The 26,059-nt window shown below is 43.1% G+C and carries 27 protein-coding genes and 1 pseudogene; 17 read left to right on the top strand and 11 right to left on the bottom strand.

Annotated elements, in window-relative coordinates; genetic code table 11:
* The 5 genes from R7O03_RS04475 to R7O03_RS04455 all read left to right on the top strand — a co-directional run.
* Window positions 1-441, top strand: a 441-nt coding sequence (locus R7O03_RS04475) for a hypothetical protein (RefSeq protein WP_318131541.1), incomplete at its 5' end; no start/stop codon positions are given.
* 90 nt (window positions 442-531) lie between these two features.
* Window positions 532-1,314: an SAM-dependent methyltransferase gene (locus R7O03_RS04470; protein WP_256896331.1), complete on the top strand. Its 783-nt coding sequence runs from the start codon at window positions 532-534 to the stop codon at window positions 1,312-1,314.
* A gap of 1 nt (window position 1,315) precedes the next feature.
* Window positions 1,316-2,158, top strand: a complete 843-nt coding sequence (locus R7O03_RS04465) for a 50S ribosomal protein L11 methyltransferase (RefSeq protein WP_256896332.1) — start codon at window positions 1,316-1,318, stop codon at window positions 2,156-2,158.
* Between the two features lie 4 nt (window positions 2,159-2,162).
* Entirely contained in the window at window positions 2,163-2,684 is a 522-nt protein-coding gene (locus R7O03_RS04460) for a 2OG-Fe(II) oxygenase (RefSeq protein ID WP_256896333.1), read from the top strand.
* Window positions 2,685-2,690: 6 nt separating this feature from the next.
* The gene (locus R7O03_RS04455) at window positions 2,691-3,332 is read left to right on the top strand and encodes a DUF2268 domain-containing putative Zn-dependent protease (RefSeq protein WP_318131540.1); all 642 of its coding nucleotides are present in this window, start codon (window positions 2,691-2,693) and stop codon (window positions 3,330-3,332) included.
* Between the two features lie 485 nt (window positions 3,333-3,817).
* On the opposite strand, the pseudogene R7O03_RS04450 reads toward R7O03_RS04455, so the two are convergent.
* Window positions 3,818-4,167 (bottom strand): annotated as a pseudogene (locus R7O03_RS04450) (IS1-like element transposase); the annotation flags it as partial.
* A gap of 421 nt (window positions 4,168-4,588) precedes the next feature.
* Between R7O03_RS04450 and R7O03_RS04445 the strand changes: the two are divergent.
* Together R7O03_RS04445 and R7O03_RS04440 are read left to right on the top strand one after the other, a co-directional pair.
* Window positions 4,589-6,193: a S8 family peptidase gene (locus R7O03_RS04445; RefSeq protein WP_318131539.1), complete on the top strand. Its 1,605-nt coding sequence runs from the start codon at window positions 4,589-4,591 to the stop codon at window positions 6,191-6,193.
* 808 nt (window positions 6,194-7,001) lie between these two features.
* Window positions 7,002-7,250: a hypothetical protein gene (locus R7O03_RS04440; RefSeq protein WP_256957696.1), complete on the top strand. Its 249-nt coding sequence runs from the start codon at window positions 7,002-7,004 to the stop codon at window positions 7,248-7,250.
* Between the two features lie 140 nt (window positions 7,251-7,390).
* Here the strand turns inward: R7O03_RS04440 and R7O03_RS04435 are convergent, their stop codons facing one another.
* Window positions 7,391-7,636, bottom strand: a complete 246-nt coding sequence (locus R7O03_RS04435; RefSeq protein WP_318131538.1) for a hypothetical protein — start codon at window positions 7,634-7,636, stop codon at window positions 7,391-7,393.
* A 40-nt stretch (window positions 7,637-7,676) separates the two neighbouring features.
* On the bottom strand, window positions 7,677-7,892 hold the full coding sequence (locus tag R7O03_RS04430; RefSeq protein ID WP_005375557.1) for a DUF3820 family protein: 216 nt from the start codon (window positions 7,890-7,892) through the stop codon (window positions 7,677-7,679).
* A 143-nt stretch (window positions 7,893-8,035) separates the two neighbouring features.
* Between R7O03_RS04430 and R7O03_RS04425 the strand changes: the two genes are divergently transcribed.
* Entirely contained in the window at window positions 8,036-8,344 is a 309-nt protein-coding gene (locus tag R7O03_RS04425) for a cysteine-rich CWC family protein (protein ID WP_080276966.1), read from the top strand.
* Between the two features lie 38 nt (window positions 8,345-8,382).
* On the opposite strand, the gene R7O03_RS04420 is transcribed toward R7O03_RS04425, so the two are convergent.
* Window positions 8,383-8,727 (bottom strand): HopJ type III effector protein, encoded by a 345-nt coding sequence (locus tag R7O03_RS04420; RefSeq protein WP_005375560.1) that lies wholly within the window; start codon window positions 8,725-8,727, stop codon window positions 8,383-8,385.
* Window positions 8,728-8,926: 199 nt separating this feature from the next.
* Here R7O03_RS04420 and R7O03_RS04415 point away from each other — a divergent pair, with 199 nt between their 5' ends.
* Window positions 8,927-10,696, top strand: coding sequence for a choice-of-anchor I family protein (locus tag R7O03_RS04415; RefSeq protein WP_258661053.1), 1,770 nt, complete (start codon window positions 8,927-8,929; stop codon window positions 10,694-10,696).
* 71 nt (window positions 10,697-10,767) lie between these two features.
* Here the strand turns inward: R7O03_RS04415 and R7O03_RS04410 are convergent, their stop codons facing one another.
* On the bottom strand, window positions 10,768-11,106 hold the full coding sequence (locus tag R7O03_RS04410) for a 4a-hydroxytetrahydrobiopterin dehydratase (RefSeq protein WP_005375563.1): 339 nt from the start codon (window positions 11,104-11,106) through the stop codon (window positions 10,768-10,770).
* The gene (phhA, locus tag R7O03_RS04405) at window positions 11,096-11,890 is read right to left on the bottom strand and encodes a phenylalanine 4-monooxygenase (RefSeq protein ID WP_258661055.1); all 795 of its coding nucleotides are present in this window, start codon (window positions 11,888-11,890) and stop codon (window positions 11,096-11,098) included. The genes R7O03_RS04410 and phhA overlap by 11 nt, the downstream gene beginning before the upstream one ends.
* A gap of 222 nt (window positions 11,891-12,112) precedes the next feature.
* Here phhA and R7O03_RS04400 point away from each other — a divergent pair, with 222 nt between their 5' ends.
* Entirely contained in the window at window positions 12,113-14,080 is a 1,968-nt protein-coding gene (locus tag R7O03_RS04400) for an acetoacetate--CoA ligase (protein WP_318131537.1), read from the top strand.
* 155 nt (window positions 14,081-14,235) lie between these two features.
* On the opposite strand, the gene R7O03_RS04395 is transcribed toward R7O03_RS04400, so the two are convergent.
* A complete protein-coding gene (locus tag R7O03_RS04395; RefSeq protein ID WP_054728907.1) occupies window positions 14,236-14,811 on the bottom strand; it encodes a class I SAM-dependent DNA methyltransferase in 576 nt (191 codons plus the stop codon).
* A gap of 171 nt (window positions 14,812-14,982) precedes the next feature.
* Here R7O03_RS04395 and R7O03_RS04390 point away from each other — a divergent pair, with 171 nt between their 5' ends.
* Together R7O03_RS04390 and R7O03_RS04385 are read left to right on the top strand one after the other, a co-directional pair.
* Complete coding sequence (locus tag R7O03_RS04390) at window positions 14,983-15,861, top strand: LysR family transcriptional regulator (RefSeq protein WP_005375568.1); 879 nt, start codon at window positions 14,983-14,985, stop codon at window positions 15,859-15,861.
* 176 nt (window positions 15,862-16,037) lie between these two features.
* On the top strand, window positions 16,038-16,931 hold the full coding sequence (locus R7O03_RS04385) for a cation diffusion facilitator family transporter (protein ID WP_053303754.1): 894 nt from the start codon (window positions 16,038-16,040) through the stop codon (window positions 16,929-16,931).
* Between the two features lie 151 nt (window positions 16,932-17,082).
* Here the strand turns inward: R7O03_RS04385 and yddG are convergent, their stop codons facing one another.
* Window positions 17,083-17,985: an aromatic amino acid DMT transporter YddG gene (yddG, locus tag R7O03_RS04380; RefSeq protein WP_005389394.1), complete on the bottom strand. Its 903-nt coding sequence runs from the start codon at window positions 17,983-17,985 to the stop codon at window positions 17,083-17,085.
* Window positions 17,986-18,105: 120 nt separating this feature from the next.
* Here yddG and R7O03_RS04375 point away from each other — a divergent pair, with 120 nt between their 5' ends.
* The 5 genes from R7O03_RS04375 (at window position 18,106) to R7O03_RS04355 (ending at window position 22,383) form a co-directional block, all read left to right on the top strand.
* The gene (locus R7O03_RS04375) at window positions 18,106-18,255 is read left to right on the top strand and encodes a hypothetical protein (RefSeq protein WP_017634379.1); all 150 of its coding nucleotides are present in this window, start codon (window positions 18,106-18,108) and stop codon (window positions 18,253-18,255) included.
* Window positions 18,256-18,267: 12 nt separating this feature from the next.
* On the top strand, window positions 18,268-18,918 hold the full coding sequence (gene elbB / locus R7O03_RS04370; protein ID WP_017634378.1) for an isoprenoid biosynthesis glyoxalase ElbB: 651 nt from the start codon (window positions 18,268-18,270) through the stop codon (window positions 18,916-18,918).
* Between the two features lie 333 nt (window positions 18,919-19,251).
* On the top strand, window positions 19,252-20,400 hold the full coding sequence (gene yiaY / locus R7O03_RS04365) for an L-threonine dehydrogenase (RefSeq protein WP_064369171.1): 1,149 nt from the start codon (window positions 19,252-19,254) through the stop codon (window positions 20,398-20,400).
* A 149-nt stretch (window positions 20,401-20,549) separates the two neighbouring features.
* Window positions 20,550-21,626 (top strand): PQQ-dependent sugar dehydrogenase, encoded by a 1,077-nt coding sequence (locus R7O03_RS04360; protein WP_064369170.1) that lies wholly within the window; start codon window positions 20,550-20,552, stop codon window positions 21,624-21,626.
* A 142-nt stretch (window positions 21,627-21,768) separates the two neighbouring features.
* Window positions 21,769-22,383, top strand: coding sequence for an HAD family hydrolase (locus R7O03_RS04355; protein ID WP_017634376.1), 615 nt, complete (start codon window positions 21,769-21,771; stop codon window positions 22,381-22,383).
* 108 nt (window positions 22,384-22,491) lie between these two features.
* Here the strand turns inward: R7O03_RS04355 and R7O03_RS04350 are convergent, their stop codons facing one another.
* The 3 genes from R7O03_RS04350 to R7O03_RS04340 form a co-directional block, all read right to left on the bottom strand.
* Window positions 22,492-22,971: a Dps family protein gene (locus R7O03_RS04350; protein WP_005388254.1), complete on the bottom strand. Its 480-nt coding sequence runs from the start codon at window positions 22,969-22,971 to the stop codon at window positions 22,492-22,494.
* A gap of 300 nt (window positions 22,972-23,271) precedes the next feature.
* Entirely contained in the window at window positions 23,272-25,272 is a 2,001-nt protein-coding gene (locus tag R7O03_RS04345) for a methyl-accepting chemotaxis protein (protein ID WP_064369169.1), read from the bottom strand.
* Between the two features lie 121 nt (window positions 25,273-25,393).
* Entirely contained in the window at window positions 25,394-25,747 is a 354-nt protein-coding gene (locus R7O03_RS04340; protein ID WP_064369168.1) for a hypothetical protein, read from the bottom strand.
* Between the last annotated feature and the right edge of the window lie 312 nt (window positions 25,748-26,059).

Here is a 26,059-nt window from a genome sequence, read left to right as displayed (position 1 = left end):
CCTCGCCCAAACAGACCACGTTGTATGGCATCAATCCCAAGTGATATAGATAATATAGTTGAAAATATCAATGAAGTTGCAATGCCTCGCCCAAACAGACCACGTTGTATGGCATCAATCCCAAGTGATATAGATAATATAGTTGAAAATATCAATGAAGTCGCGATGCCTCGTCCAAACAGGCCACGTTGTATGGCATCAATCCCAAGTGATATAGACAATATACTTGAGAGTGTCAATGAAGTCGCGATGCCTCGTCCAAACAGACCACGTTGTATGGCTTCAATTCCAAGTGATATTGATAATATAGTTGAGAATATCAATGAAGTCGCAATGCCCCGTCCAAACAGACCGCGTTGTATGGCTGCAATTCCTTCAGATTTAGAATTGATAGTTTCTGAAATTCAAGCAATTGAGAAGAATTACAATTCTGATGAGTAATTAGTGATTAAGCTAATTAATTGACAACTAATAAATCAGGTGTTGCATGTCTAAGCATTGTTAACACCTGGTATATAAACAGAGAAAATAATGAAAACGAAACTTTCCGTAATTGGTCAAGGGATAATCGCTATCCGAGATTTAACTGTTGGTGGGCTTGAGAAAATAAGAAATGCAGATTATGTAATAATAATTGGGTCTTGTAAAGATTTAGATAAACTAATAAGAAGAGAGTCATCTGCAGAAATTTTGGATATTACACAAGAATATTATGACGGTGCTAAAGATGTTGAAAACTACGATAGATTCTATCAAAATATTTTGTGTACACTTAAAAATTATAAACATGTAGTTTTCATCGTTCCTGGTCATCCAAGGATAGGTGTTACGGTAGTTCAATGGCTAGAAGAGAACAAAAGTGAACACGACTTTGATTTAGAAGTGGATAGTGCCATATCAAGCTTTGATACCATGCTCAATGACCTTGCAGTAGACCCATTGGAGAGAGGCTCTGCAATCGTAGATGCCAATAGATTTATTCTTTTTGAGCATACAATAGAACCTAGTATTAATTACTTTATATACCACGTATGTTCTGTTGGAACGTCAAGAACAAACTTTATTGATCCATCAAAAGATAACAGAATAGATGTTCTACAAGAAAAGTTAATGTCTCAATTTCCTTCTAATCATAGGATAGCGTTGTGTGAGTCATCAGATGGAATAAATAAACCCAAGAGAACAGAATGGTTTGAGCTAAATGAATTAACATCGAAAACTAGGAAAATAAATTTTTCGACATCTTTGTTTGTTCCATGTCTACCTCCGAAAAAAGTCGATATCGAATTTCTCAAGCTTCTAAAAGGAGAGTAGTATGCATTTCCCTTTAGATCATCATTTTGAAATGTTAAATGATACTATCAGACTAGAAAAATATCGTTTAGCTATGGAAAGTGTCCTTTCTCCCAATGACCACGTTGTTGATCTTGGCTCGGGTACGGGCATACTATCATTTTTTGCTCACAAAGTTGGAGTAAAAAACATTTCATCAATAGAGTATTTTAAAAATGTTTCTGAATTTTCAGAGTCAATATCTTTTAACCGTTATAAAATTATTAATGCATCTTCTTGGCATACATCTCTAGATCAACCAACAGTAGTAGTTACAGAAACAATTGGCAGCGTGGGGTTAGAAGAGCTCATAGTTGAGATTTGTAGAGATATGAAGGTACGTCACGAATCTATTAAATCATTTATTCCAAGTAGTATCGATATAAAGTGTCGTTTCATAAACTCTAAAGATGTAACAGAAGGTTTTCTTTCTAACTTGAAGGTTTTTAGTTCTGCATTTGACAATGATGAAGATATTAAAGAAGTTCTAAATAAAAGAATTCTTGATGTAATGAGTGGTCAAATCAACGAATTAGATATAAACTTTGTTGATAGTGAAAGTGGAGAATTAGATTTAGCTAGTTTTGTTCTTGGTGAGTCAACATCATCATATTTTTCGAAAAATATTGAAGTTCCATGTGGATATAATGCCCTTGAAATATTTTTTGATGCTAAGTTATCTGATAATATATTGTTAACTAACAGTCATCATGATGATAGTACTCATTGGAAGAATACTTTTGTTATGATACCTGAAGGAGTATCTTCTGTAGAGATAAGGTTTTCTCCTGAAGAAAGGGATTATCAATTTTTTTGGAAGCAATGAAGTAATGGATATTCAATATTTAGACTCAAAAGACTTTCTGCCGTCCAATGTTTTTAATGGAATATCTAATGATGGATGCTATTCTAAAATTATTGATATGGAAGGTTCAGGAATAAGTGATGGCAGGTATATTTTCTATCTGTCTGAAGGGCCTATTGTAAAAAACATTATAAGTTATATCAAGCGACATCTTGAAAATAGTTTTTCAGTTAATTTAGAGTTGTCTAGTGAACAATTACCAACGCTCCGTATCTTAGATAAAGGGCATAAGGGGATTCATATACATACCGACTTTTCCAAAAACGATAAGTATCAAGAGATAATTGCAATTCTTTATTGTAATACTATAAATTCTGGATATTTTGAATTCTGGTTAGATAATGGTGAGTTCTTTGAGTCAGGCTATAAAGCTCAACCTATAGAAAACAGGCTTATAGCATTTAAATCAACTTTGCAGTCACTGCATAGTGTTTCGCCTGTTTATGAAAAAAGAATTAGTTTGAATTTTACCTTTCGGATAAAGTAGAAGTGTATGAACTACGAAAGTAATATCACAATATTAAACTCAAATAATAAGATAAGTTATGATTTATATAGTTTAATCACCGTGAAAGCAATAAATGCAATGGAAAAGATTAGTGGTTTTTTTAACGTTAGTGATATTGATGTTACTATTACATCAGCTTATGGTGAAAAAATACCTACAGGTATTGGTGGTTACTCTTTGAGTCCGTTTAGAGTGGAAATCTTACTTGACTGTGAACGAAAAGACTTGGCATCAATTGTGGAAGAAGAACTAGCATCAGTCTTAGCTCATGAGATTCACCATTGTGCTAGGACTAGAATTTATGGTGTAGAAGAAACACTTGCTGACAACATTATAACAGAAGGGTTGGCTTGTTTTTTCGAAAGGAACTTCAACGGAGGTAATCCACCTTCGTTTTTGAAGGAGATGAATGATAAACGCTGGATGGATATATATAGTGAAATGAATAAGATGCTTAAAGAAGATAGTTTCTGCTTTGAAACTTATTTTCTTGGAAAAGATGAGTCGCAGTATGCTAAGTATTCAGGTTATTTAGTAGGATATAATCTTGTAAAGCTCAAAGCCAATGAGCTTAATTTGAATGACTCACAATTACTTAAACTTTCGGTAGAAGATTTTCTTATTTGAGTGAGTTGCTTGTTTATCGGTAAGGTGGCGCAACTGTTCCCACAACTCTTCAATCAGTGCGTTTGCTTCATTAAGGTCAGAGGCTACGGGTGGTTCCTCTTGAAATTTAGGGGTTTTCTTTCTGCTCATAACAAACAGGATGAAGCACTGGAATGATCACTCAATAGTAAAAAGTGGATCAAGTGCTGAGTGTCACACTTTTTCTGTCAATAGGGGCTTGGTGAACACTTACAAAAAAAAGAATGAAAATAAATCGGCATATATTAAAGACCCAGAGGTAATGTATATTGCGGAAGTAGTTCAGGAGCAAGCGAGAGCTAATAGCTAGGTCGAATTTACCCCCGTGATACAACACGGGGATTCACAACGAACAGCATTAGAAGAATGGATAACTTTTAGTAAGGCAAAAGCACATTAACAGTATGTGAATGAGTATTTACTCTGGCCGATAATGGAGCAAAGGTGTGTTGCAGTTCTTAAATGGGGAAGTGTTTTTCCTCATATTCCTCAACCAATGCAGCTAGCCTTTCAAGTTTACAAATTAGTCTTATATTTGCTCTATCGAAAGGGATTGAGGTGACTTACCTTGGCGAGATTTTTTTAAAGTGCTCAATACCGTGTTGTATGCGACATTCAACACTTGTGCTGTTTCCCTAACTCCAGAGCTATTCATTGACATATCGACAATTTTTTCTTTTACATCTGGCTTGCGGGCTTCGTAAACTTAATCGAGTTGAAAGCCCTTTCGACATTCGATACACCTGAAACGAGGAAAGCCAGAATGCCCTTTTCCATGTTCACGGACGGGCTCTGTTTTATTACAGAAACGACATTGAACTTAGATAGTAGCCATGAGTTAAAAAACATCAGAAACCAGGTGGCTATATTAACATCTATCAACCAATTTGAGTCATGACCAATGAAAGGATAGTTAGGTTTTTATTGCGTAAATTATCGGTAAGAATAGTGCATATAACAGGCAATAAGCCAGGTGTGTAGAATTATTCTATTTTAGGGATTTTGCTCTAAATCTAAATGAATCTTTGCATTTCAATTTCAATAAAGCTTAGTTATTGATCATGTTTCTGAGTATGCGAATTATTATCAATTATGCATATGGTTACTCATTGTCTAGTTTGATTTGTGTAACGTCACTGCAGCACGTATTGAGCGTACTACGCTGATTGTCTGTGTTTTCGTGTTGACAGTTTGGTACTAGGTAAAATCAACAAGACTATGATTTCAAGGAACATTTTATGTTAAAGAAACTACTAAGTTGTTGTATCACCTCCGCGCTCTGTTTTCATTCTTCTCTCGCTTTTTCGCAACCCAATGAGATTGCGGACAGTGCAGAGTTACAACAAGCTCCCGACACATTGCCTGCCACATTAATGCTTGCACCGGACGACATCGCCATTGCAGATCGCTATATAGTGGTATTTCAACAACCGCAAATGATGGCGAGCAACTCAACAGAATTCGAGCAATTCACGCAACAGTCTGTAGACCGCATGTCTGGTTTGTATTCGATACAAGTGGAGTCGGTTTTTGACCACTCGATAAGTGGATTTGTCGCTAACTTGAGCCCTGAGCAACTAAAAGATCTGCGTTCTGATCCTCGTGTGGACTACATTGAGCAAGACAGAATCCTATCGCTTGACCCAATAGTCTCGGCAGACGCAAATCAGACCAATGCCATTTGGGGACTAGACCGAATCGACCAACGTAACTTGCCACTCGATAACAACTACAGTGCCAACTTTGATGGAACTGGTGTAACGGCTTATGTTATCGATACTGGTGTGAACAATGCACACGTTGAGTTTGGTGGGCGCTCGGTTTCTGGGTATGACTTTGTCGATAATGATGCAGATACAAGTGACTGTAATGGACACGGCACACACGTGGCGGGCACCATTGGCGGCAGCTTGTATGGTGTTGCGAAAAACGTCGACCTTGTCGGCGTGAGAGTATTGAGCTGTAGCGGATCGGGGTCTACGTCTGGTGTTATCGCCGGTGTGGATTGGGTGGCTGCGAACGCTTCCGGACCTTCAGTTGCCAATATGAGTTTAGGTGGCGGTCAATCTGTAGCTCTCGATAGCGCGGTGCAAAGTGCGGTTCAGTCAGGTGTCAGCTTTATGCTTGCAGCAGGTAACTCCAATGCCGATGCGTGTAACTACTCTCCAGCGCGCGTTGCTACTGGTGTAACTGTCGGCTCGACCACCAGCACGGATGCACGTTCGAGTTTTTCAAACTGGGGCAGTTGTGTGGATGTGTTTGCGCCAGGCTCACAAATCAAATCTGCGTGGTATGACGGTGGTTACAAAACCATTAGTGGTACATCGATGGCGACGCCACATGTAGCGGGTGTAGCAGCACTGTATCTTCAAGAAAACAGTTCGTTATCTCCAAGCCAAGTAGAGGCCTTGATCGTTAGTCGCGCAACTAGCGGAAAGGTGACGGACACAAGAGGCAGCGTGAACAAGCTACTTTATAGCTTAACGGATGCTGATTGTGGCCAAGACTGTGGTGGCCCAGCTCCAACACCGGATCCAGAAGGTAAGTTAACCTCGGGTGTGCCAGTGAGCGGTTTAAGTGGCTCAACCGGTCAAGTCGCGTATTACTATGTTGATGTAGAAGCTGGGCAGCGCTTAACCGTACAAATGTATGGTGGCAGCGGTGATGCGGACCTGTATCTCCGTTTTGGTGCAAAACCAGCACTGAACGCATGGGACTGCCGACCTTTCAAATACGGTAACAATGAAACATGTACGGTCAGCGCGACACAAAGTGGACGTTATCACGTCATGATTCAAGGTTACTCAAACTATAGCGGTGTCAGCATTCAAGCTAACTACTAGTTATTATTCTCGTTATTAAAAGAGAACAAAGCCCGCTTTTCGGTGGGCTTTGCTTTCGGGAATACTGCGTTTAATAGGTGGCGTTCGATGCTATTCAAACGCACCGGCCTTTTTCTTCAAGAACTCAACTCGAAGCGGCATCGAAGCTTTCTATTATAGTAGTTAGTAGTTAGTAGTTAGTAGTTAGTAGTTAGTAGTACCCGCATAAGTCGGGTTCTCCAAGTCGTGTACATCAAATAGGATGCGAACTTAATCTCCTCGAGCTAACTCTTTCTCCATCAAAAATCTTGGCATGATGGCAAACCCAAGATGATACAAAACAAATTCTTTACTGTGACCGCGGTTCTCACTTGCAATTTTAGGCTGTGAGACAAACGCGTGACCTGACCTTGGCTGTTGGTCATGGTGAACGATATGGTGGCTAATCCGAGAAGATTGTATCCACTCAAAACTCAGACCCTATACTGCACATGTCGATGGGCTGACAACGGTAACACTGGATGAAATGGGCCTTGAACCACGCAAGATCATTATAAATGGGAACTATTAGGCAAAGAGACGAGCAAACCAGCTAAATTGGAATGGGGCAAAGACGTTACAAACCATACAGACACGCCTCTGGATATAAATGCTCTAGTCCTTTTCTATTAAATCATTAATAACTAAGCATATTGTAAAGAGAGTTGTGGTCAGCTAGCTCGAGCTGTAGGCTTGTGCTAGCCAGGGCACCTGACTTTGGGAGCGCACTAAACATGAGCCTTGGATTCTGCTACCGTAAAGCCCATATTTAATTTGAGAGAGATGGATAATGAACGACAGTTGGGCTAACTTCTTTCCGTACTTTGCTGGCGCTTTTAAGCTTATTGTACTAGGTATTGGAGCCTACTTAGCTATTAAATGGCATTTTGATGAAGAGCGAAGAGTAAGGGAGGCCGAAGGCGTGGTATTCGATAAACCAAGCTTCAAGAAAAAGTTCGCAATGATGCTAACCTTCCCATTCCTTCTAGGTCTTCTAGTCCTTCTCGTTATTTATGCAACTAACTGGTTTCTCTGCTGACGGACTTTATTGATACGATCAATGTTTAAGCTCTCAACGGGTCTGGAGCAAAAAAGAGTCAGCCTAACGGTCTGGCTCTTTTGAATGAAAACACATGTTATCGTGGAATAACTAGGGAGGCTGTGGCAGGTTACACTCACTTACTCCTTAGGCAGGTGACCAGTTTCCTTCGCAAGCTTTTGCATCGCCTCAGCAAACGTTGTTGTCCCGCCTTTAGCTTTAACCTGTATTACCTTATATCCCAACTTTTCCAACGCTTGGCACTCTGCCAAAACAGCTTTGTCATCTTGCTGGCTACCTTGAGCTGGCTGATGAATGTAACATCCCTCTAATTTACCATCTTCGACCAATTGGTGGTGTTTCAGTGCATCGATATCAAAATTCATAATAAGTCTTTTCATCAAGAGTGGGCGTTTCTGTAGCTAATTACATGCGCTTCAAAGGCTTCACGACACTATCTAAGCCTTCAATTTTGAGCGCTAAACATAGCTTGAGCAAATCCCCTAGCTCGCCGCTTGGCCAGCCCTTTTTATCAAACCACAGTAAGTATTCTTCAGGCAGGTCGATTAACACTCGCCCTGCATATTTCCCAAATGGCATTTGCATTCTAGCGAGTTTAATGAGGTTTTCTTTTTCTAACATAAGTGACAGAGAGTTAAGGTAACTCGTGCAAGGATAACACTGGTTCTCCCTCCTCACCAGCAAATCGCAGTCACGTTTATTTTGGCGGCCTTGACTCGCTTTGTGCTAGAGTACGCGGCATAAAAAATGAGAACGAGAAAGCAATGAAGTCACCTTGTCGAGCAGCATGTAAAAATAACGCCGGAATATGCTCTGGTTGTCACCGGACGATGGATGAAATCATCCAATGGAAAGACAAAACCGATCTCCAACGAGATGCGATTATCGAACAAATCGCAGGAGAAGATTCAACGCATAGTTGTCCTGAGTGCGGGACTCAAGCCCATTGTGATATCGCCGCAGGCAAAGAGACATGCTGGTGCTTTACTATTGAAACCCGTGATTTACCCAAGCCAAGCGCCAACCAGCTGTGTTTGTGCCGAAAATGTCTAGAAAAAAAGCCAGTCGCGTAATACGACTGGCTTACTGATCATCGTTTTCTGACTGGTGTTTATTTAGCGGTTAAAGCGGACGCTTCAAACTTAATGCCTTCCCACCCTGTCACCATAAAATTACGAATATTCTGGTGATCGCTGTTCTCTGGATGCTGCAATACATCTTCACGATAAAAACGGCCAAAGCAGGCTAGCGTCGCTTCTTTGTCTAGGTTGTTTAGCAAACCGAAAGCGAAGATCTTACACGAACCGTTGTTCTCGCCTGCATTGTTTTGTGTCTCACCATTTACAAAAGCGGTTGGCTCAAACGTATAGTTATCTTCGATCACCGCCATCGTTGCTTCAAATTCGACCTGCTCTGGTGACGCTGCCAATAAATCTAAAAACGATTTTAATTCCATTATTCCTCTATCCCTATTTCATCATATTGATGACACATTAGTTTCATAAAAAGCCAATATAAGAGTCATCAATCATACATATATTCAGAGCCTTACCAAATCAAACGTCATTCAGCGCTCTATCATTCCAGTTGCGGAAATGGACAGCAGCATAAAACCCATGCTGATTGACAACCTATCGGATTGATAAGGAGATATCATGATCACCCCTTTAAAGGCAATCGGTGCACTCGCATTGTCATCACTTGCCATCGCGTGTTCATCACAACCCGAAGATACCGTGGCTTCATTCGCTACACAATGCAAACCTACCACTGCACCCGTTACTGGGGAAACGTCAATTCAAGGTTTAACTTTTATCGGAACATCCGTTGCTGATGCACCATTCGACACATCGGCAGCTGAAATCGTCAGTTATGACGCCTGTACAGATAAGCTCTATGTGGTTAATGCTCAAGCAAAACGTGTCGATGTAATGTCTATGGATGACAACGGCGTACCAACGCAAAGCGCATTCATCGATCTCAACAGCGCTGGCGAAGCAGCAGGCATTGAAATTGGCGCAGCAAACAGTGTCGCTGTATTCAATGGTTTGGTAGCAGTTGCGATTGAAAACAGTAATAAACAAGCGAATGGTATTGTTGGCTTGTACCGCTCCGACGATTTGTCATTAGTCACGACTTTCCCAACAGGCGCATTGCCAGACATGGTTGGCTTCTCAAAAGATGGCCGATACATCGCAACCGCTAATGAAGGAGAACCAAACAGCGATTACAGCATTGACCCTGAAGGTAGTATCACTTTGATCGATCTGAGCCTTGGTGTTACTCAAGCAGAAGTGACACAAATTGGCTTTAACGAATTTGATGGTTCACGAAAAGCAGAGCTCCCAATGAATGTGCGTATTTCGGGGCCAAACGCCACCGTCGCACAAGATCTAGAGCCTGAATACCTCACTTTTGCAGATAACGGTAAAATCTATGTCGCGCTACAAGAAAATAACGCCATGGCAATCGTCAATCCAGAGAGCAAATCGGTAGAAAAAATTGTTGGCTTAGGTGAGAAGTCTTGGTCGGGCGCTAAACTCGATGCATCCAACAAAGACAAAATCATTGGGAACTTGAAAAGCTACCCACAGCTGGTTGGCTTATTTATGCCTGACACTATCGACAGCTACTCAGTGAATGGGAGTACTTACATCGTATCGGCAAATGAAGGCGACGGGCGTGAGTACGAATTCAAAACCACTCAAGAACTGTGCGACAAAGCTGGCTTTATGTGGGATGAAGACGATTACCTCGGTACAGATGAATATACATCTGAGCAAGGAACCTGTTTAAGCCATATTGATGAAGTGCGCGGTAAGAAGCTGAAAGTGGCAGCAGAACACCCATTGGCAGAGGCACTAAAAGACAACAAACAACTCGCGCGTTTAAAAGTGATTAAGCCGGAGCAAACGCTTTCTGCACAAGAGAATGTTCAATCATTTGGCGCGCGTTCATTCTCGATTTGGGATGAAAACGGCAATTTGGTCTTCGATAGTGGTGACGATTTCGCGACTATCGCGCTGCTGAATGAAGGCAAGAACTTCAACAGCACCAACGATAACAATAATAGTGGCGATGACCGAAGTGATGATAAAGGTATTGAGCCAGAGGCGATTGAAGTAGCACAAATTAACGGTCGTCATTACGCGTTTATCGGCTTGGAGCGTCAAGGCGGTATCATGATTTATGACATCACAGACCCGAAACAAGCGCAGTTTATGCATTACGTCAACCGCCGTGATTACAATCAGCCAGTATGTACAGAAGTCGAAGATGGCGAATGCATGAACGACACATACAATCCAAAAGCAGGCGATTTAGGTCCAGAATCCATTAATTACTTTACCCGTAATGGTGGTCATTTTATCGCCGTTGGCAATGAGGTATCGGGCACGACATCCGTCTTCCGAATCAATCTATAAGGTAATGTAAAAGTCATTTAGAACCAAAACGCCCGACGTAAGCCGGGCGTTTTTTTGTATGAGGTAATGTCCTACTCTGCCGATGCTAGCGCGTCACACTTTGATGCGCAGATAAAATCGTTTTTATGCAGACCTTTGATAGAGTGACTCCACCACGTTACGGTAACCTTACCCCATTCCAACAAAATAGAGGGATGGTGGAACTCATCTTCTGCCAGTTCCGCGATTTTGTTACTGAAAGCCCATGCTTGTTTGAAGTTCTTAAATTTATACACCTTTTCTAGTTGAGGTATATCTTCTCTTTCAATGATCTGCCAATCAGACAATTGCAGAAGCAGAGACTGTTGCTCTTCTTTGCTTAGTGCAATGGCATCGATACTACAAGCTTCGCATTTTTGTTCATTCAACATGAGCAGGTTCCTTTGGTTCAAAAAGTGGAGGAAGCAGTCCAGCTTCAATCGCTAGATCGGCTTGTTTCAATAAATTTAACTGACTGATTTTAAAAAGCTGAGAAAAGTCATCAATCACGTAGTACTTCGGTTGCATGATGTCGATACGATAAGGCGTTCTCAGCACAGTTTGTAATTCAAATGGGTCGCGAATTGCTGCATCACTCTCTAATGCGTAGAGGGTTTCGCCAGGAGATGAAAGAATACCACCACCGTAAATTTTGGTTTTGTCCCCTTCTTTCACCAAACCAAACTCTACGGTAAACCAGTAGAGGCGAGCGAGATAGGCTCTTTGTTTTGGGGTAGCGGCTTGCCCTAGTTGACCATAATGTTCGGTAAATGCAGCAAAATCTGGGTTGGTTAACATCGCACAATGACCAAATATTTCGTGGAAGAAATCTGGCTCCTGTAAGTAATCGAACTCATCTGTTGTACGCAAGAATGTGGCGACTGGAAAGCGCTTATTACCGAGTAGATTAAAAAATCGGTCGAAATCAATAAGCGCGGGAACGGGCTCCACTTGCCAACCTGTTGTCTCCATCAAGACACGATTAATTTCTGGTAACTGAGGAACGCGGTCTTGAGGTAAATCAAGCAGCGTCAAACCGTGTAAATAAGCCTCACAAGCTCTGTTTTGGATCACACCCATTTGTCGTGTTACCAAATCTCGCCAAATGGCGTCTTCTTCACGGCTCCATTCAACCCTGCCTTCCTGGTTTACTGGTTTAGAACGATACTGGGTCATGGCTCATCTCCATTAACAAATCCTTTACATTAAGCCTATCTGTAGTCTTAAGAGCTTCCAATCCCTGCACGATTTTCTCAGCATCATCCCGATGTAACATATTGTTTACAACGCATCGTAACTGCATGATTTTTATGACACGATATAATCTCTGGCTTGTTTGACTTTATCGTGTATTCCTCTCAAACTAAAACCTGTTATCACTTTGTTATAGAGGGACCTATGCGCGAGAGCAGCAAAGTATGGCAACCGAGCGAAAGTCGTATCGAAGAAGCCAACATTACACAGTTTATTGAACACATTAATCGACAAGGAAATACCCTTGAAAGCTTCGCTGATCTGCATCAATGGTCACTCGATCATGTAGAAAAATTTTGGCAGGAAGTTTGGCTATTCTGCGACGTCATTGGCACTCAGGGAGAGACCATAAAAGAGCGAGCAGAAAGTCGCTGGCAGCAACCTGTTGAAAATAGGGATATAAAATGGTTCCCAAACGCGCAAATTAACTACGCCGAAAATTTGCTAACCTACGCGTGTCACCAACCCGATGATCTCGCGATTTGGTTTGAAAATGAACGTGAAGAAAAACAGACCTACACCTGGAAACAATTGTGCGAAGAAGTTTCGAGTGTGCAGCAATGGTTGAAAGAATGTGGAATTAAGCAAGGTGATGTCGTCGCTGGGTATTTACCTCACCTACCTCAAACGGTGATAGCTATGCTAGCAACCACCAGTTTAGGGGCGACCTGGACTTCCACCTCACCTGATTTTGGCGTCGAAAGCGTTTTGGAGCGCTTTGGTCAAGTGAAACCCAAAATCCTGTTTACTTGTGATGGCTATACATTCAATGGCAAAACTTTCGATATGTCTGAGAAAAACCAGCATATTGCGGATCATCTTGATGGTCTTAAACAAGTTTGCCAAATTAGCTACCTTAAACCACACATTTTTGAATGCGATGTCTGCACCCAAGATTGGCAAAATGTCCTGAATCAATACACCCCCGAAGCGCTGCCTTTTACTCGTGTGAATTTTAACGATCCGCTATTTGTGCTCTATTCTTCAGGCACAACAGGCAAACCGAAATGCATCGTTCATTCCGTCGGCGGAACGGTGCTTAATCACTTGAAAGAGCATCAACTGCATTGCGATATTCAACCGAACGAACGCGTGTTTTACTACACAACCTGCGGCTGGATGATGTGGAACTGGCACGTTTCTTCACTCGCGAGCGGTGCATGTTTGGTGATTTTTGATGGTAGCCCTGTTTACCCTACTCATAATGTGCTCTGGGACCTCGCAGAACAAGCCGAAGTGACGCTATTTGGAACCTCAGCAAAATACCTAGAGGCGCTGGAAAAAGCATCTTTTTCTCCGCAGAAAAGTGATGCATTTTCAAGTCTGAAAACCATTTGTTCGACTGGCTCTGTTCTGTATCCAGAACAGTTTGATTATGTCTATCAGCACATTAAAGAAGATGTACACCTCGCCTCGATTTCTGGCGGAACAGACATTTGTGGCTGCTTTGTATTAGGCAACCCTATTTCTCCCGTTTATCGGGGAGAGTGCCAATCAGCAGGGTTAGGGGTTGATGTCCGAGTCTTTAACCCACAAGGTAATAGCGTAATGGGAGAGCGCGGTGAGTTGGTTTGTGCCAATCCATTACCCAACTTCCCTACTGGCTTTTGGAACGACACCGGTGAGAGATATCATCGCGCTTATTGGGATAAATTCGACAATATTTGGCACCACGGCGATGATGTTGAACAGACCAGCGTTGGGGGATACGTGTTTTATGGTCGAAGTGATACCACGTTGAATCCCGGTGGCGTAAGAATCGGCACGGCCGAAATCTATCAGCAAGTGAACTGTATAGACGGTATTCTAGATTCGATCGCAGTAGGAAAAGAAGTCGATCGCAACGAACAAATATGGCTGTTTGTCCAATTAGTCAAAGGGGTAGAGCTCAATGACGAGATGATCGCTTCCATCAAAGCACAGCTAAAGTCTGCATGTTCTCCAAGGCATGTACCTAGTGCGATTTACGCAATAAGCGATATACCTAAGACACGCTCAGGAAAGCTGGTCGAGTTAGCCGTTAAGCAAGTTGTTAACAACCGAAACGTCGAAAATTTAGGCGCAATAGCCAACCCTGAAGTGCTGGAGGAGATACGCAGGATAATCGTCTAAAAATTACCTCCGAAGACTTAGTTGTTCGAGTATGTCCTTGCCTGCACCATGACGACTTGTTTAGAGCAAGTGAAGTTACACATACCCTCAGCAGATAAGAAAAAAGCGAGCTTGTTAGCTCGCTTTTGTCAATTTTTGTTCTTTATTCAGCGGTATTAGCGACGACCAAGCCCCATTAATACCGACATTGTTTTACCATCAGATGTAATGTCAAAAACGTGTCGCGATTCAACTTCAGTAAAACCCGCTTCTTTCAGTGCACGCTCAGACTTCGCAAGGGTAAAACCGTCTTGTTCACATTCTGCAATCCAATCAAAATGAACAAAATAGCCGCCGTGGTTAAGTAGAGAATGCGAGATCGTTAATGACGCGTCTAAGTCTTCCACGAACGCTAAAACTGATGATGCAACCACCAAGTCGAACTGTCCACGAAACGCAGGGTGCTGAGCAACCAAGCCGCGAGATAGTGCATCTACCACAGGTTCTACGTTGACGAGCTCTTTTTTATCGAGTTCCTCAATCATGGCTTCCGATGCGTCTAATGCTACGATGTCTTTAACCATCGGTGACAATCGTTGACTTAACTGCCCTGTTCCGCATCCAAAATCTAGTACTTTAATGCCATCAAGCTGAGTTAGCTGTTGTAACTGCTCAAACACCGACTGCGCAAATTGCTCTGTTGCTGGATTTGATTCCCAGTTTTTTGCTAAGCCGTCCCAATCTTGTGCCATCGTGGCCTCCATGTTCACTTTTTGTAACCCACATAGATTACCGCAAAACCGTTAAAAGACCATAGACTTATCTGGCGGATTCGCGTTTTTTTCGATAATCTTTCATGGCTTTGGGAGCGCATCTGCATAATACCCAAATTATTTGAATTCATTTATTGGTTGTGTCAAATCATGAACTTAACTCAAGTAGAAGCCTTCTGCACCATCGCTGAGTGTGGTTCTGTTTCTGAAGCGGCAAGGCAACTCGACTGCAATCGCACCAAACTCAGTATGTCGATTAAGGCATTAGAGAAAGATCTCGACGTTGAATTGTTTAACCGAACTGGCAACCAGCTCACCCTCTCTGAAGCTGGGAAAGCCATTTACAAAGATTGCGAACACCTACTTATCATCGCACAACGGGTCAGAAAGACCTGCGCTCAAATCTCGGAAGGGTTTAACGCGGAAGTTTGGGTAGCACGTGACGACTCCTTACCTGATGATCTCTGGCAAGAATTATCTCATACATTGAATAACCGCTTTCCTTCAACAACCTTCAACTTAATCTTGGCATCCAGTGGCGACTTAGCCAACTTGGTCAGTACCCACCAAGTAGATTTTGCTTTCGGCGTTGATTATGAGCGAGTAGACGATCCCCGTATCGTATATAACCCATTAGGCAAGATACGTATGATGTCAGTATGCAGTGTAGAACACCGCCTAAGTAAGATGCGCCGTGTCTCAGACGAAGATCTACGTAGTCAGATGCAAGCACTAATGGTGTACCTAAATGAGAAAGACAACCCTGAACTGCAACCTTTCTCGACTCGATATATTGGTTTTTCGAGTTTTGACTACATGCTGAACACCATCTTAGAAGAAGACGCTTGGGGCGTGCTTCCAGAACCATTAATCCGCCATTACCTTCGTCAGCAGAAGCTCGCCGTTATCAAACACACATACGGATTGACGCAAGAAGACTACTGTATGTTTTCACCTAACGGCCATACTGAGCATCCAGCAATGACGTGGTTAGCAGATAAATTGAGCGAGTATTTATTTGACTTCTAAACATTTTATCAGTGAGCGTCAATTTTACTGACACCAAAAAATAACAGTAAGCCATTGTTTTATAGGAATATAAATAAAAACGCAATTTTTTAGATTAGTTACTGGTCACTTTGTGGTTGCCTAAATTACCTTATGAGCGAAGAATAGTAAGGTATTAAAATTCAAAGGCATCTTTTATGTGTGACAGGACAAGCAAAAACGAAAACCGTATTCTAACCATTTCAGCCCTTTTGGCATCTGGGTTCGCTGCTGGTGGTATGGTACTTGGCTTGCTTGTAGGATCAATTGTCATCGTGTTTGACGGTGTTTACTCTTTGGTCAGCTTACTGTTAACTTTATTGTCACTGGCCGCTTCTTACTATATTAACAAGCCTTCAAAATCTGTATTCCCATTTGGAAAAGCGGTCTTAGAACCAATCGTTATTGCGATAAAAGCAGCCGTCATTTTAGTGGTTGTAAGCTTCTCTCTCTACTCTGCGATATCAGCATTGATGTCTGGAGGTCGCGAGGTCGATGCTTCTATTGCGACCTTATTCGGCATCGTGAATGTTATCGGTTGTGGTTACGCTTGGTGGTTTATGGCGAAACGCAGCCGCCGCTTCTCATCAGGCTTGATTGAAGCGGAGAAAAAACAGTGGCAAATGGATACTTTGTTGAGTGTGGCGGTGACCGTAGGATTTATCTCGGCTTGGGCTGTTTCACTAACGCCATTCTCTGAGTATGCGGTATATGCCGACCCCATGATGATGGTTTTAATGGGCTTTTACTTCCTCAAAGTACCGTTCGATATGCTAGTAGGTGCCTTACGTGAACTACTAATGATGGCACCAAGCAAAGAGCTGTGTCAGAGCGTTGGCAAAGATGTTCTTGAGATTGAAAAAGTAACTGAGCATCAATTGAAACTGGCTGGCGTAACGAAGGTGGGCCAAGAGCTACGAGTAAATGTGGACGTACATATTGATGACGACACATTGGAGCTTGATACACTAGAGCACACTCGTAAGCAGCTTATCAAGCGACTGTCGAAGCACAGATTCAAGCTTCAACTACACTTGAACGTCGCTTATTAGAGTGCCACCAAAGAGCCGTTAAAACTCAATAAAAAGCTCCCAATCTCGGGAGCTTTTTTAATTTTTTCGATTTAGTTGCTTCGTATTCGAATACAGCTCGCAAGGGAGATCTGTTCGTTGCTCACTTAAATTCTCTGATCTCGTTGGTAACTTACCCAGCCGCTTCGCGCTTCTCTTTGGTGACTAACCAACACATCAGCGAGCCCACCGTTACCATCACAACGCCCTGCCAAAAGCTATGGCTCAGAGTTACGCCAAGAATAATGGAAGAAAATAAAGCGGAAAAAATGGGTGTGAAGTAAGACAAGGTGGCGAGAAAAACCATATTGCCGCCAACGATCGCGATATTCCATAAACCATAACCACCAGCCATTAAAGCCGCAGAGGCCACTAAGTACCCCATCGCTTCCCAACTGAATGTCATTGGTGGCTCATCCGTAAACGCGTATTTGACCCAAAGCGAAACAGCTGTTGCAATAAAAAACAGGGTAATCGCATTATGTTTAGATTGCTGCCTTTGGGTTAAGTTGCAATAAAAAGCCCATATAACCGCGCCAGCGAAAGCCATAAAATACACCAGAGGGTTACTACTAACATTGGACATGATCTGAGTTATGGATAAGCCATTCTCACCGCTCACAGTCCAAGCAACCCCAACAAACGCCAGCGTAACTGCGGGATAAAGCAACCAGTTTGTTTTTTTATTGCTGCCAAGGACCGCAAATAAAACCGTCAGTGCGGGCCAAAGGTAATTGACAATCGACACCTCAATTGCCTGCGCGCGCGAGTTGGAATATCCCAAAGATAGAGCGAGAAATATTTCATAACAGACGAACATCGCACCACCAAGCGCAAGATACTTGGGAGAAAAGTAAGACAACTTTGGAATACCGACCACGATAAGAAGGAAAACAGAGCTAAGAGAGTACAACATGGCTGCCCCGCCTACAGGACCTAAACTCTCCGTAACCAACCTCGCGATGCCAAGCAGACAACTCCAAGAGAGAATCGCGATACAACCATAAAGTGTGAAACGAAATTGCACTGATTTCATGTGACCTACCACTCACGAATGCCAAAGGAAACGTCAGCTTAACTCAAAAATGATCAGGTTCAACGTACTGTTTTATAAAAATCAGTATAAAAATCATTCTATTAAGCCGTTGGAGTCGATATGAAACATTTTCTGCCCTCTAGTGTTATGCTTACACCCTTTGTTGTGCGCTACTATGATGAAGATGACAACGAGAGTGAAAACGTTAAAACACATTCGGAAACGCATGGTCTAGATAGCGAAGAGCAATCTAAGGAACGTTCAGAGTAAAGGAATCCAAACATGAAAAAAGTCGCAGTCATTTTAAGTGGTTCAGGCGTTTACGACGGTTCTGAGATCCACGAAGCAGTGTTGGCGCTCTACGCCATCGAGAAGGCAGGTGCAACTTGGCACTGCTTTGCACCTAACATTGACCAACTCCACGTCATCAATCACCTAACTGGTGACGAAATGGATGAAACACGTAACGTATTGATCGAATCAGCTCGTATTGCACGCGGAAATATTGACGATGTCGCCAAACTTAACGTCGATGAATACGATGCCCTACTGCTTCCAGGTGGGTTTGGTGCCGCGAAAAACTTAACCGACTTCGCCGTTTCAGGTGCAGAGTGCTCCATTAACACACACGTAGCTCAAGCTTGTCGCGCGTTTGCTAATGCGAAAAAACCAGCTGGCTATCTGTGTATTTCTCCTGTCATTATTCCGATGATTTATGAGCAAGGCGTGAAAGGAACGGTAGGCAACGATGAGGCAGTCTCAATAGCATTTAATCAAATGGGCGGTGAACACACCACGTGCCCTGTCGAAGACATCGTTTTTGATGAAAAACACCTCGTACTTTCAACCCCTGCTTACATGTTGGCAGAGAATATCTCTCAAGCGGCTTCAGGTATCGAAAAGTTAGTATCAAAACTGATTAAAATAGCTTAATTATTAGTAGTTAGCTTATAAAACACTTCCCTATCCCCATTGATAATTAAGTTATTAATGGGGATTTTTTATACTTTAGTCGAATTTAGAGATATATCCGCGTCAGAAGTCAATTTCTGCCAATTGTTTGCGTCCATAGTTTCATATTTGTTCTACTTTATATCAGTGTTGCACTTATACGCAGTGCAACAAGATCACTGTCACAGTTTTTCTCTTGCAAGTACCTCTAAGTGGGTAAACTTGCTTTAGATCAACTTCAATCTGGAAACGAATGTGCGACAGTAAATGGCAAATTAAGAAAGATTATTAAAAATAACGACGGAGCTATCCAATATGACAAGTGCATTTTTTATCCCTACGGTAAACCTAATGGGCGCTGGTTGTTTGAAAGACGCAGCAGACAGCATCCAATCTCAAGGCTTTAAAAAAGGTTTGATCGTTACGGATAAGATCCTTAACCAAATCGGTGTAGTCAAACAAGTTCAAGACCTTCTCACTGAGCGCGATGTAGCAACCGTTGTGTTTGATGGCACTCAACCAAATCCAACTATCAGCAACGTTAACGACGGCTTAGCACTTCTTACTGATAACGAATGTGACTTCGTTATCTCTCTAGGCGGCGGTTCACCACACGACTGTGCGAAAGGTATCGCGCTTGTTGCTTCTAACGGCGGCAAAATCTCAGATTACGAAGGCGTAGACCAATCTGCAAAACCAATGATGCCACTTATCGCGATCAACACGACGGCGGGTACTGCATCTGAAATGACGCGTTTCTGCATCATCACTGACGAAGAGCGTCACATTAAGATGGCTATCGTTGATAAGCACACAACACCGCTTATCTCGGTAAACGATCCAGAGCTAATGCTCGCTAAACCTGCTTCGCTAACTGCGGCAACAGGTATGGATGCCCTAACTCACGCGATTGAAGCTTACGTATCTATCGCGGCAACACCAATCACTGATGCAGTAGCAATCAAAGCGATTGAGCTTATCCAAGCTTACCTACGCACAGCAGTGAAAAACGGTGAAGATCTAGAAGCTCGTGAACAAATGGCATACGCACAGTTCATGGCGGGTATGGCGTTCAACAACGCTTCTCTAGGTTACGTACACGCAATGGCACACCAGCTAGGTGGTTTCTACGACCTTCCACACGGTGTTTGTAACGCGATTCTTCTACCTCACGTACAGCGTTACAACGCGCAAGTATGTCCTGAGCGTCTACGTGACGTAGCAAAAGCAATGGGCGTAAACGTAGAAGGCATGTCTGCTGAAGAAGGTGCAGCGGCAGCAATCGACGCTATCGTTACTCTAGCGAAAGATGTGGGTATCCCAGCAGGTATTAAAGAGCTTGGTGCGAAACTAGAAGACATCCCAACACTAGCAGACAACGCACTGAAAGACGCTTGTGGTTTCACTAACCCTAAACAAGCAACTCACGAAGAAATCTCTAAGATCTTCGAAGAAGCGATGTAATCTCGCTACATAAACAATTCTCTAGCCTTAATTCAATCCCCGATCTCGTATCGGGGATTTTTTACATTCATATACAAGTGAATCTCTGCCAAACATAGTCTTTTAGTGTTAGCTTTTAAGTATTAACACGATTCATATTGGAAGGAACCATGAGAACGATTGCTGCTACCCTACTCGCTTGTTTATCCTTTTCTGCCAACACTGCCGAATACCGCGCCAACGAAGTGGCGAGTGGATTTCAGATCCCTTGGGGGATCGAGTTCTTAGATAATCAACGCGTTATCGTCAATCAAAAGAACGGTACGGTTTCGTTGCTGGATATCACCACAGGCAAACCTCAAAAGCTGTTTAACGTCCCCGATGTGAACACCAGTGGACAAGCCGGCTTATTGGATGTTGCGCTCGCACCGAATGCCGATACGCAAAACCCGCAACTCTTCTTTACCTACAGCAAGCGCACAAGTAAAGGCAATACGGTGGCGTTAGCGACGGCGCAATTGCAAAACAATCAACTTGTGGGTTGGAACGATCTCTTTGTTGCTGATGCCATCACCGACACAGGGCGTCACTACGGCAGTCGAATTTCATTTGTTGACGACAAAGTTTACTTCTCAATCGGTGACCGTGGCGAACGTGATAATGGGCAAGACACTCAAACCCATGCTGGCAGTATTCTACGCCTTAATCTTGATGGTTCGGTTCCGCAAGACAACCCATTCAAACCTTCCCAAGCTCTTCCTGAGATATGGAGTTACGGGCACCGCAACCCACAAGGTATGTTTTACGACGAAGCAACAAAACAGCTGTGGTCGATTGAACATGGACCACGCGGTGGCGATGAAATTAATCTAATCAAGAAAGGCGCGAACTACGGCTGGGCAAAAGTCTCTCATGGTAAAGAATATTGGGGACCGTTGGACGTTGGGGAAGCTAAGTCGTTACCGGGAATGGAAGATCCCAAGCTGGTATACGTCCCTTCTATCGCGCCCAGTAATATGATTTTGTACCGTGGTGATAAATACCCAGAATTGGACGGGAAAATCCTCGCAGGCGCATTGAAACTGGCGCACATCAACGTGGTTTCTATTGATAATGGCAACCTTACCGAATCAAAAAGATTAATGGAGAATCTTGGTGAGCGAATAAGAGATATAACCATCAGCCCCGATGGTTATATCTACTTTTCTACCGACAGCGGCAAAATATTTCGTCTTGAGGAAAGGTAATCAAACACTAAAATCGTTAAGACTATTTAATTTGTGACGTACTAGTGATTTATTTTCGTACAATCTAAGCAGAAGAATCTAAACTTAACAATAACCTTTTGTTTTTTAAAACGATAGTTCGGTTAAGTTGTACGAGGTCATTATGATTCCATTCCCTTTACAGCTCGATAAAATTAAAGCCGTGGTGTTTGATTTAGACAACACCTTGGTGAGTTCTGATATGAACTTCGGCGAATTGCGACAACAGCTAGGTTGTCCGCAGAGTGAAGATCTATTGGATTTTGTCGACGCACTTGAGCATCCTCATCATCGAGAGCACGCTCATAACGTGATATTTGATTACGAGATTTCTGATGCTGAGCAGTCTGCTCCAATGATTGGCTGCCATGAATTGCTCGCCCACTTGCATCAAAATGAAATCAAAACCGCTATCGTGACGCGCAACTGCCAAATCGCCACGCAGCGCAAACTAGAACACAACCAAATCTCAGTGGAGCGAGTCATCACTCGTGAATGCTTCCCGCCCAAGCCAGACCCTTTGTCTCTGCAGGTATTAGCGAAAGAGTGGCGTTTGATGCCTGATGAAGTGCTTTATGTCGGCGATTACCTTTACGACTTACAGGCCGCGTATAACGCGCAGATGCCCTCTTGCCTTGTTCACCATGGGAATCAAGAAACCTTCAATGACTCAGCCTCGTTGGCGCTTAATGAACTCAGCGATTTATTGAGCCGTTTCCAATCCTTACCACGCAACTAAAGCACACATATAAAATACGCAAACAAAAAAAGGGGCACCAACGTGCCCCTTATGACTTATTCCCGATTGTTTCATGCGTTCCCAAGGATTACTTGGGTGATGCGCTGCTTAGCCTTGTAGGTAAGCGTTAAGCATCCACATTAATTTTTCTTGCTCACGGATGTAGTCACCCATCAATGCCGCTGTACCTTCGTCATCTGCTTCACCCGCGTTTTGTAGAATCTCACGCTGTTTTAGAAGTAGAACGCTAAAGCCTTGAACCAGACCTTGTACACACTCCTCACCAGAAGTCGCGTTTTGATGTTCTTTAATTTCACTTGCTTCCAAATAGTTGCTGAATGCGTGTGCTGGCGTATGACCCAAAGTTAGAATACGCTCTGCAAGCTCATCGATTTTTGTTTGTAGATCAGTGTAAATCTCTTCAAATTTTACGTGCAGTTCGAAGAATTGCGCACCTTTAATGTTCCAGTGGTAACCGCGAGAGTTCATGTACAACACTTGGTAATGCGCTAGCAGTTGATTTAACTGTTGAGCTAGTTGTGCTGATTGTTCGCTGTCTAGACCAATTAGGCTTACTTGTTTGTTCATAATCTTGCTCCTAGAAGGATGATACCAATCGTAGTAACGAACGATTCTCTTACTGAGATTGGTATAAAGTTTAAAAATTCTTTTGCAGTATTTGCTGCCGATGGAGTCATATTACGACTCCGGCTCGGCGAAGAGAATTTGGTTTTAGCTATGATTTAAATAGCCAAATCCAATGAGCAAGTAGACGAATATCGGCGTATCATCCAACAAAAAGCCCCAACCCTTTTTGTGTAAAAAGGATTGGGGCTTTTTTACTATTTGGTTAACGTTCAAAAGTAGATGAACAGACGTAAACCTTATCTACGCCGTTTTAAAAGTTGCCATCTGTTGATTCAGCTCGGTAACTTGCTCTTTTACCTGCAATGATGTCTCTGATGCACGTTGGCTAGTATTCGAAACCTCATCCACTGATTGAGTAATACCGGACATCAATCCAGTGATCGAGTTGGTCGCATGAGATTGCTGCTCTGCCGCTGCCGCAAGTTCTGCCATTTGTTCATTCAAAGAACCAATTTGCTCGGTCGTGACAAGCAAACGAGTTACCGCTTTTTCAATGTGCTCAGCGCCCTGCTCCGCAAGTGATTGGCTGTGTTCAATCTCCTCTACCACCGAATTGGTCGAGCGTTGAATCGCATTGATGATACCGTTGATTTCTGTCGTCGATTGAGTAGTGCGAGTCGCTAACATACGTACTTCATCCGCCACAACCGCAAAGCCTCGTCCTTGGTCACCCGCACGCGCTGCTTCTATCGCGGCATTCAATGCCAGTAAGTTAGTTTGTTCTGCCAAACCTTCAATTACTTCCGTCACTCGACCAATGGCTTCGCTCTCTTTGCTTAACTGCGTCACTTGCGTACTCGCGGTTTCAATGCTGCCATGCAAGCTTTCCATGGTGACTTTGTTTTGCTCTAAAGCATCACGACCTTGTTCAATCTCGCCTTTTGAATCAGAAAGCTTCTGCACCGATTGATTGGCTTGATCTAGAGTGTTACGCGCGGCTAAAGCGATTTCATCCAATTGGCTTCCCATTTCAACAATGCTGGTTTGTTGCTGTTCTACATTCGATGAGGTGACTTGCGCCGATTCCAACAAAGCCCCCATGCTGGTATCCACCTGGTGCGCTTTTTCACTCACCCCTGCCACGATGCTCGCTAACGATTGGTTCATGCGGTTAATCGAATCGGTAAGGTCTGCCAATTCATCTTTCCCAACAACAGTTAACGGAGGCTGAGAAACATCTCCTGAAGCGATCGTCTTGGCTCGCTCCGATAAGTTTTTCACTCGGCGACCAATGGTATTGCCCATGTATTTTGAAATCGCTACTGCGGCAATCAAAACCAATGCCGCAGCAATCAACATAGTGGTGAGTACGTTCTTGATCGACTGATTAATACCCTGTCCACTTTGATCAGCACGACTTTGCTGAGCCAATACGATCGTTTCTAAGCTTTGGTCTAGTGCATCCGCTGCTGGCAACAGTTCGTTCGCCATCAGCAAGTTTGATTCGTTCCACTCTGGCGACTGACGCAATGCAATTACCTGCTCTGCTAAAGGAAAGTACAGTTGCTGCATTTCTTTAAACAGTGACCACAATGATTGGTCGTTATCAGTCAGTCTGTCGAGTTTACTGTCGATTTCCGCCACAGACTGATTGTGGTACTTAATCAAGTCGTAGTATTTGTCCAGATGATCTTGCTGCCCGTACAACAGGAAATCTCGCAGAGCAGACAGTGCATTGGCGAGCGAGGTATAGCTATCCGCGTAAACTTTAAACAAACGCTTTCTGTCTCCACCAAATGGGTTTCCTGACTCTTCATTGATTAAGCTTTGAAGCTGATCAAGTGCCACTTCTGCAATGGGTGCCGCTTCGTTAATAAAGAGGTTGTGCGCGGGTAAGTTCTCATCACTGTGGCTAAGTTCAATCAGCTTGTTCAAAGAGACTTTTACCGCGTCCCACTGGCTTTGAATCGCTTGAAAATCCTGTTCAGAGATCAGAGCCTGCAACGTTGGAAGCGACTCGTCTGTAGAAGCCATGATATTGCGTACGTCCTCACTCAGACGTGCGCTCGCCTCTTCATCGCCACCTAGCAACATGTAGGCTCGAATAGAAGACAGCGACGCTTGAACGGACTGTTGGATACCGCGACTGGTGTCGACGGTCGGTAAATCGGATTTAAGTAACGAAGAGGCGTATTGCTCTACGGTAGTGACGTTGCGATACGTGAATACCGCTGATGCCATAAAAAGTACGGCTAGCAGCACAAAACTGAGCTGCAACTTCCCTGATATCGTAAGGTTCATCCATAAACTCCTGACAACGATGAGCCTTAAATATAACGATGTTTACAAAAATGTTAAATACTGGTATCAAAAGTTACTAAGAAAACCATGTAAATCACTATTTTAAGCCGATAAATAGGGCTTATTTGAAGTATGGTATGCGCTCACTACGTAAAATCAGATAATTAACGTAAGTCGTTTCTAAGCAGTCTTGATCCCACAACGAAAGAATCCGCTTAGTGGCGAAGTAGTAATCTTTATTACGCAGTAGCACACCCACCGTGCGGCTGAGCTGCTTAAAGCGCTGTTGCTCATTAGCAGAGATGTAATTGTCTTCATTTTGAATGATCGGCGCCAATCCATCGGTAAACCAATTGTTCAGAATTTCACGCATCTCAAGTTCCGACTCTGGTACATCGATACTCGACAACTCGCGATGCAGTGGCGGCGGTACTATGTACTTCGACGCTTTTGGTGAACTAACATAACGGTACATGTCGCTCCTCCTTGTAAATGACTCTTATACCCAAGTGACTTCAAGATGCAGGATTCAGAGCGTTGTCATTGATTCGGGGTCAAGGAAAACAACGCAGCGTAATAGTCAGCTCTTTCCACGTTGTTTGACACAGAAACCGAGTCAATGACACGCTCCCGAAGGGCGAGCTGTCTTGGTTTGTATACTTTGTTGTCGATTCTTGATTTAGACCCACTAGACCTTTAAATCGCCGCCGCGTCTACAAACCAAGCCATTCTCGCTGAACCTAACATCTCGAGGTTACTTGGGTATAAACTAGCTAAGAATACTTTT

Source organism: Vibrio sp. Vb2960 (assembly GCF_033337665.1).
Classification (GTDB): Bacteria; Pseudomonadota; Gammaproteobacteria; order Enterobacterales; family Vibrionaceae; genus Vibrio; species Vibrio alginolyticus.
This window is presented reverse-complemented; position numbering and strand designations above follow the sequence as displayed.

What these genes read in the sequence shown, in the direction of transcription:
- R7O03_RS04470 (WP_256896331.1), top strand. Translation starts at nt 532, where the DNA reads ATGAAAACGAAACTTTCCGTAATTGGTCAAGGGATAATCGCTATCCGA.
- R7O03_RS04465 (WP_256896332.1), top strand. Translation starts at nt 1,316, where the DNA reads ATGCATTTCCCTTTAGATCATCATTTTGAAATGTTAAATGATACTATC.
- R7O03_RS04460 (WP_256896333.1), top strand. Translation starts at nt 2,163, where the DNA reads ATGGATATTCAATATTTAGACTCAAAAGACTTTCTGCCGTCCAATGTT.
- R7O03_RS04455 (WP_318131540.1), top strand. Translation starts at nt 2,691, where the DNA reads ATGAACTACGAAAGTAATATCACAATATTAAACTCAAATAATAAGATA.
- R7O03_RS04445 (WP_318131539.1), top strand. Translation starts at nt 4,589, where the DNA reads ATGTTAAAGAAACTACTAAGTTGTTGTATCACCTCCGCGCTCTGTTTT.
- R7O03_RS04440 (WP_256957696.1), top strand. Translation starts at nt 7,002, where the DNA reads ATGAACGACAGTTGGGCTAACTTCTTTCCGTACTTTGCTGGCGCTTTT.
- R7O03_RS04435 (WP_318131538.1), bottom strand. Translation starts at nt 7,636, where the DNA reads ATGAATTTTGATATCGATGCACTGAAACACCACCAATTGGTCGAAGAT.
- R7O03_RS04430 (WP_005375557.1), bottom strand. Translation starts at nt 7,892, where the DNA reads ATGTTAGAAAAAGAAAACCTCATTAAACTCGCTAGAATGCAAATGCCA.
- R7O03_RS04425 (WP_080276966.1), top strand. Translation starts at nt 8,036, where the DNA reads ATGAAGTCACCTTGTCGAGCAGCATGTAAAAATAACGCCGGAATATGC.
- R7O03_RS04420 (WP_005375560.1), bottom strand. Translation starts at nt 8,727, where the DNA reads ATGGAATTAAAATCGTTTTTAGATTTATTGGCAGCGTCACCAGAGCAG.
- R7O03_RS04415 (WP_258661053.1), top strand. Translation starts at nt 8,927, where the DNA reads ATGATCACCCCTTTAAAGGCAATCGGTGCACTCGCATTGTCATCACTT.
- R7O03_RS04410 (WP_005375563.1), bottom strand. Translation starts at nt 11,106, where the DNA reads ATGTTGAATGAACAAAAATGCGAAGCTTGTAGTATCGATGCCATTGCA.
- phhA (WP_258661055.1), bottom strand. Translation starts at nt 11,890, where the DNA reads ATGACCCAGTATCGTTCTAAACCAGTAAACCAGGAAGGCAGGGTTGAA.
- R7O03_RS04400 (WP_318131537.1), top strand. Translation starts at nt 12,113, where the DNA reads ATGCGCGAGAGCAGCAAAGTATGGCAACCGAGCGAAAGTCGTATCGAA.
- R7O03_RS04395 (WP_054728907.1), bottom strand. Translation starts at nt 14,811, where the DNA reads ATGGCACAAGATTGGGACGGCTTAGCAAAAAACTGGGAATCAAATCCA.
- R7O03_RS04390 (WP_005375568.1), top strand. Translation starts at nt 14,983, where the DNA reads ATGAACTTAACTCAAGTAGAAGCCTTCTGCACCATCGCTGAGTGTGGT.
- R7O03_RS04385 (WP_053303754.1), top strand. Translation starts at nt 16,038, where the DNA reads ATGTGTGACAGGACAAGCAAAAACGAAAACCGTATTCTAACCATTTCA.
- yddG (WP_005389394.1), bottom strand. Translation starts at nt 17,985, where the DNA reads ATGAAATCAGTGCAATTTCGTTTCACACTTTATGGTTGTATCGCGATT.
- R7O03_RS04375 (WP_017634379.1), top strand. Translation starts at nt 18,106, where the DNA reads ATGAAACATTTTCTGCCCTCTAGTGTTATGCTTACACCCTTTGTTGTG.
- elbB (WP_017634378.1), top strand. Translation starts at nt 18,268, where the DNA reads ATGAAAAAAGTCGCAGTCATTTTAAGTGGTTCAGGCGTTTACGACGGT.
- yiaY (WP_064369171.1), top strand. Translation starts at nt 19,252, where the DNA reads ATGACAAGTGCATTTTTTATCCCTACGGTAAACCTAATGGGCGCTGGT.
- R7O03_RS04360 (WP_064369170.1), top strand. Translation starts at nt 20,550, where the DNA reads ATGAGAACGATTGCTGCTACCCTACTCGCTTGTTTATCCTTTTCTGCC.
- R7O03_RS04355 (WP_017634376.1), top strand. Translation starts at nt 21,769, where the DNA reads ATGATTCCATTCCCTTTACAGCTCGATAAAATTAAAGCCGTGGTGTTT.
- R7O03_RS04350 (WP_005388254.1), bottom strand. Translation starts at nt 22,971, where the DNA reads ATGAACAAACAAGTAAGCCTAATTGGTCTAGACAGCGAACAATCAGCA.
- R7O03_RS04345 (WP_064369169.1), bottom strand. Translation starts at nt 25,272, where the DNA reads ATGAACCTTACGATATCAGGGAAGTTGCAGCTCAGTTTTGTGCTGCTA.
- R7O03_RS04340 (WP_064369168.1), bottom strand. Translation starts at nt 25,747, where the DNA reads ATGTACCGTTATGTTAGTTCACCAAAAGCGTCGAAGTACATAGTACCG.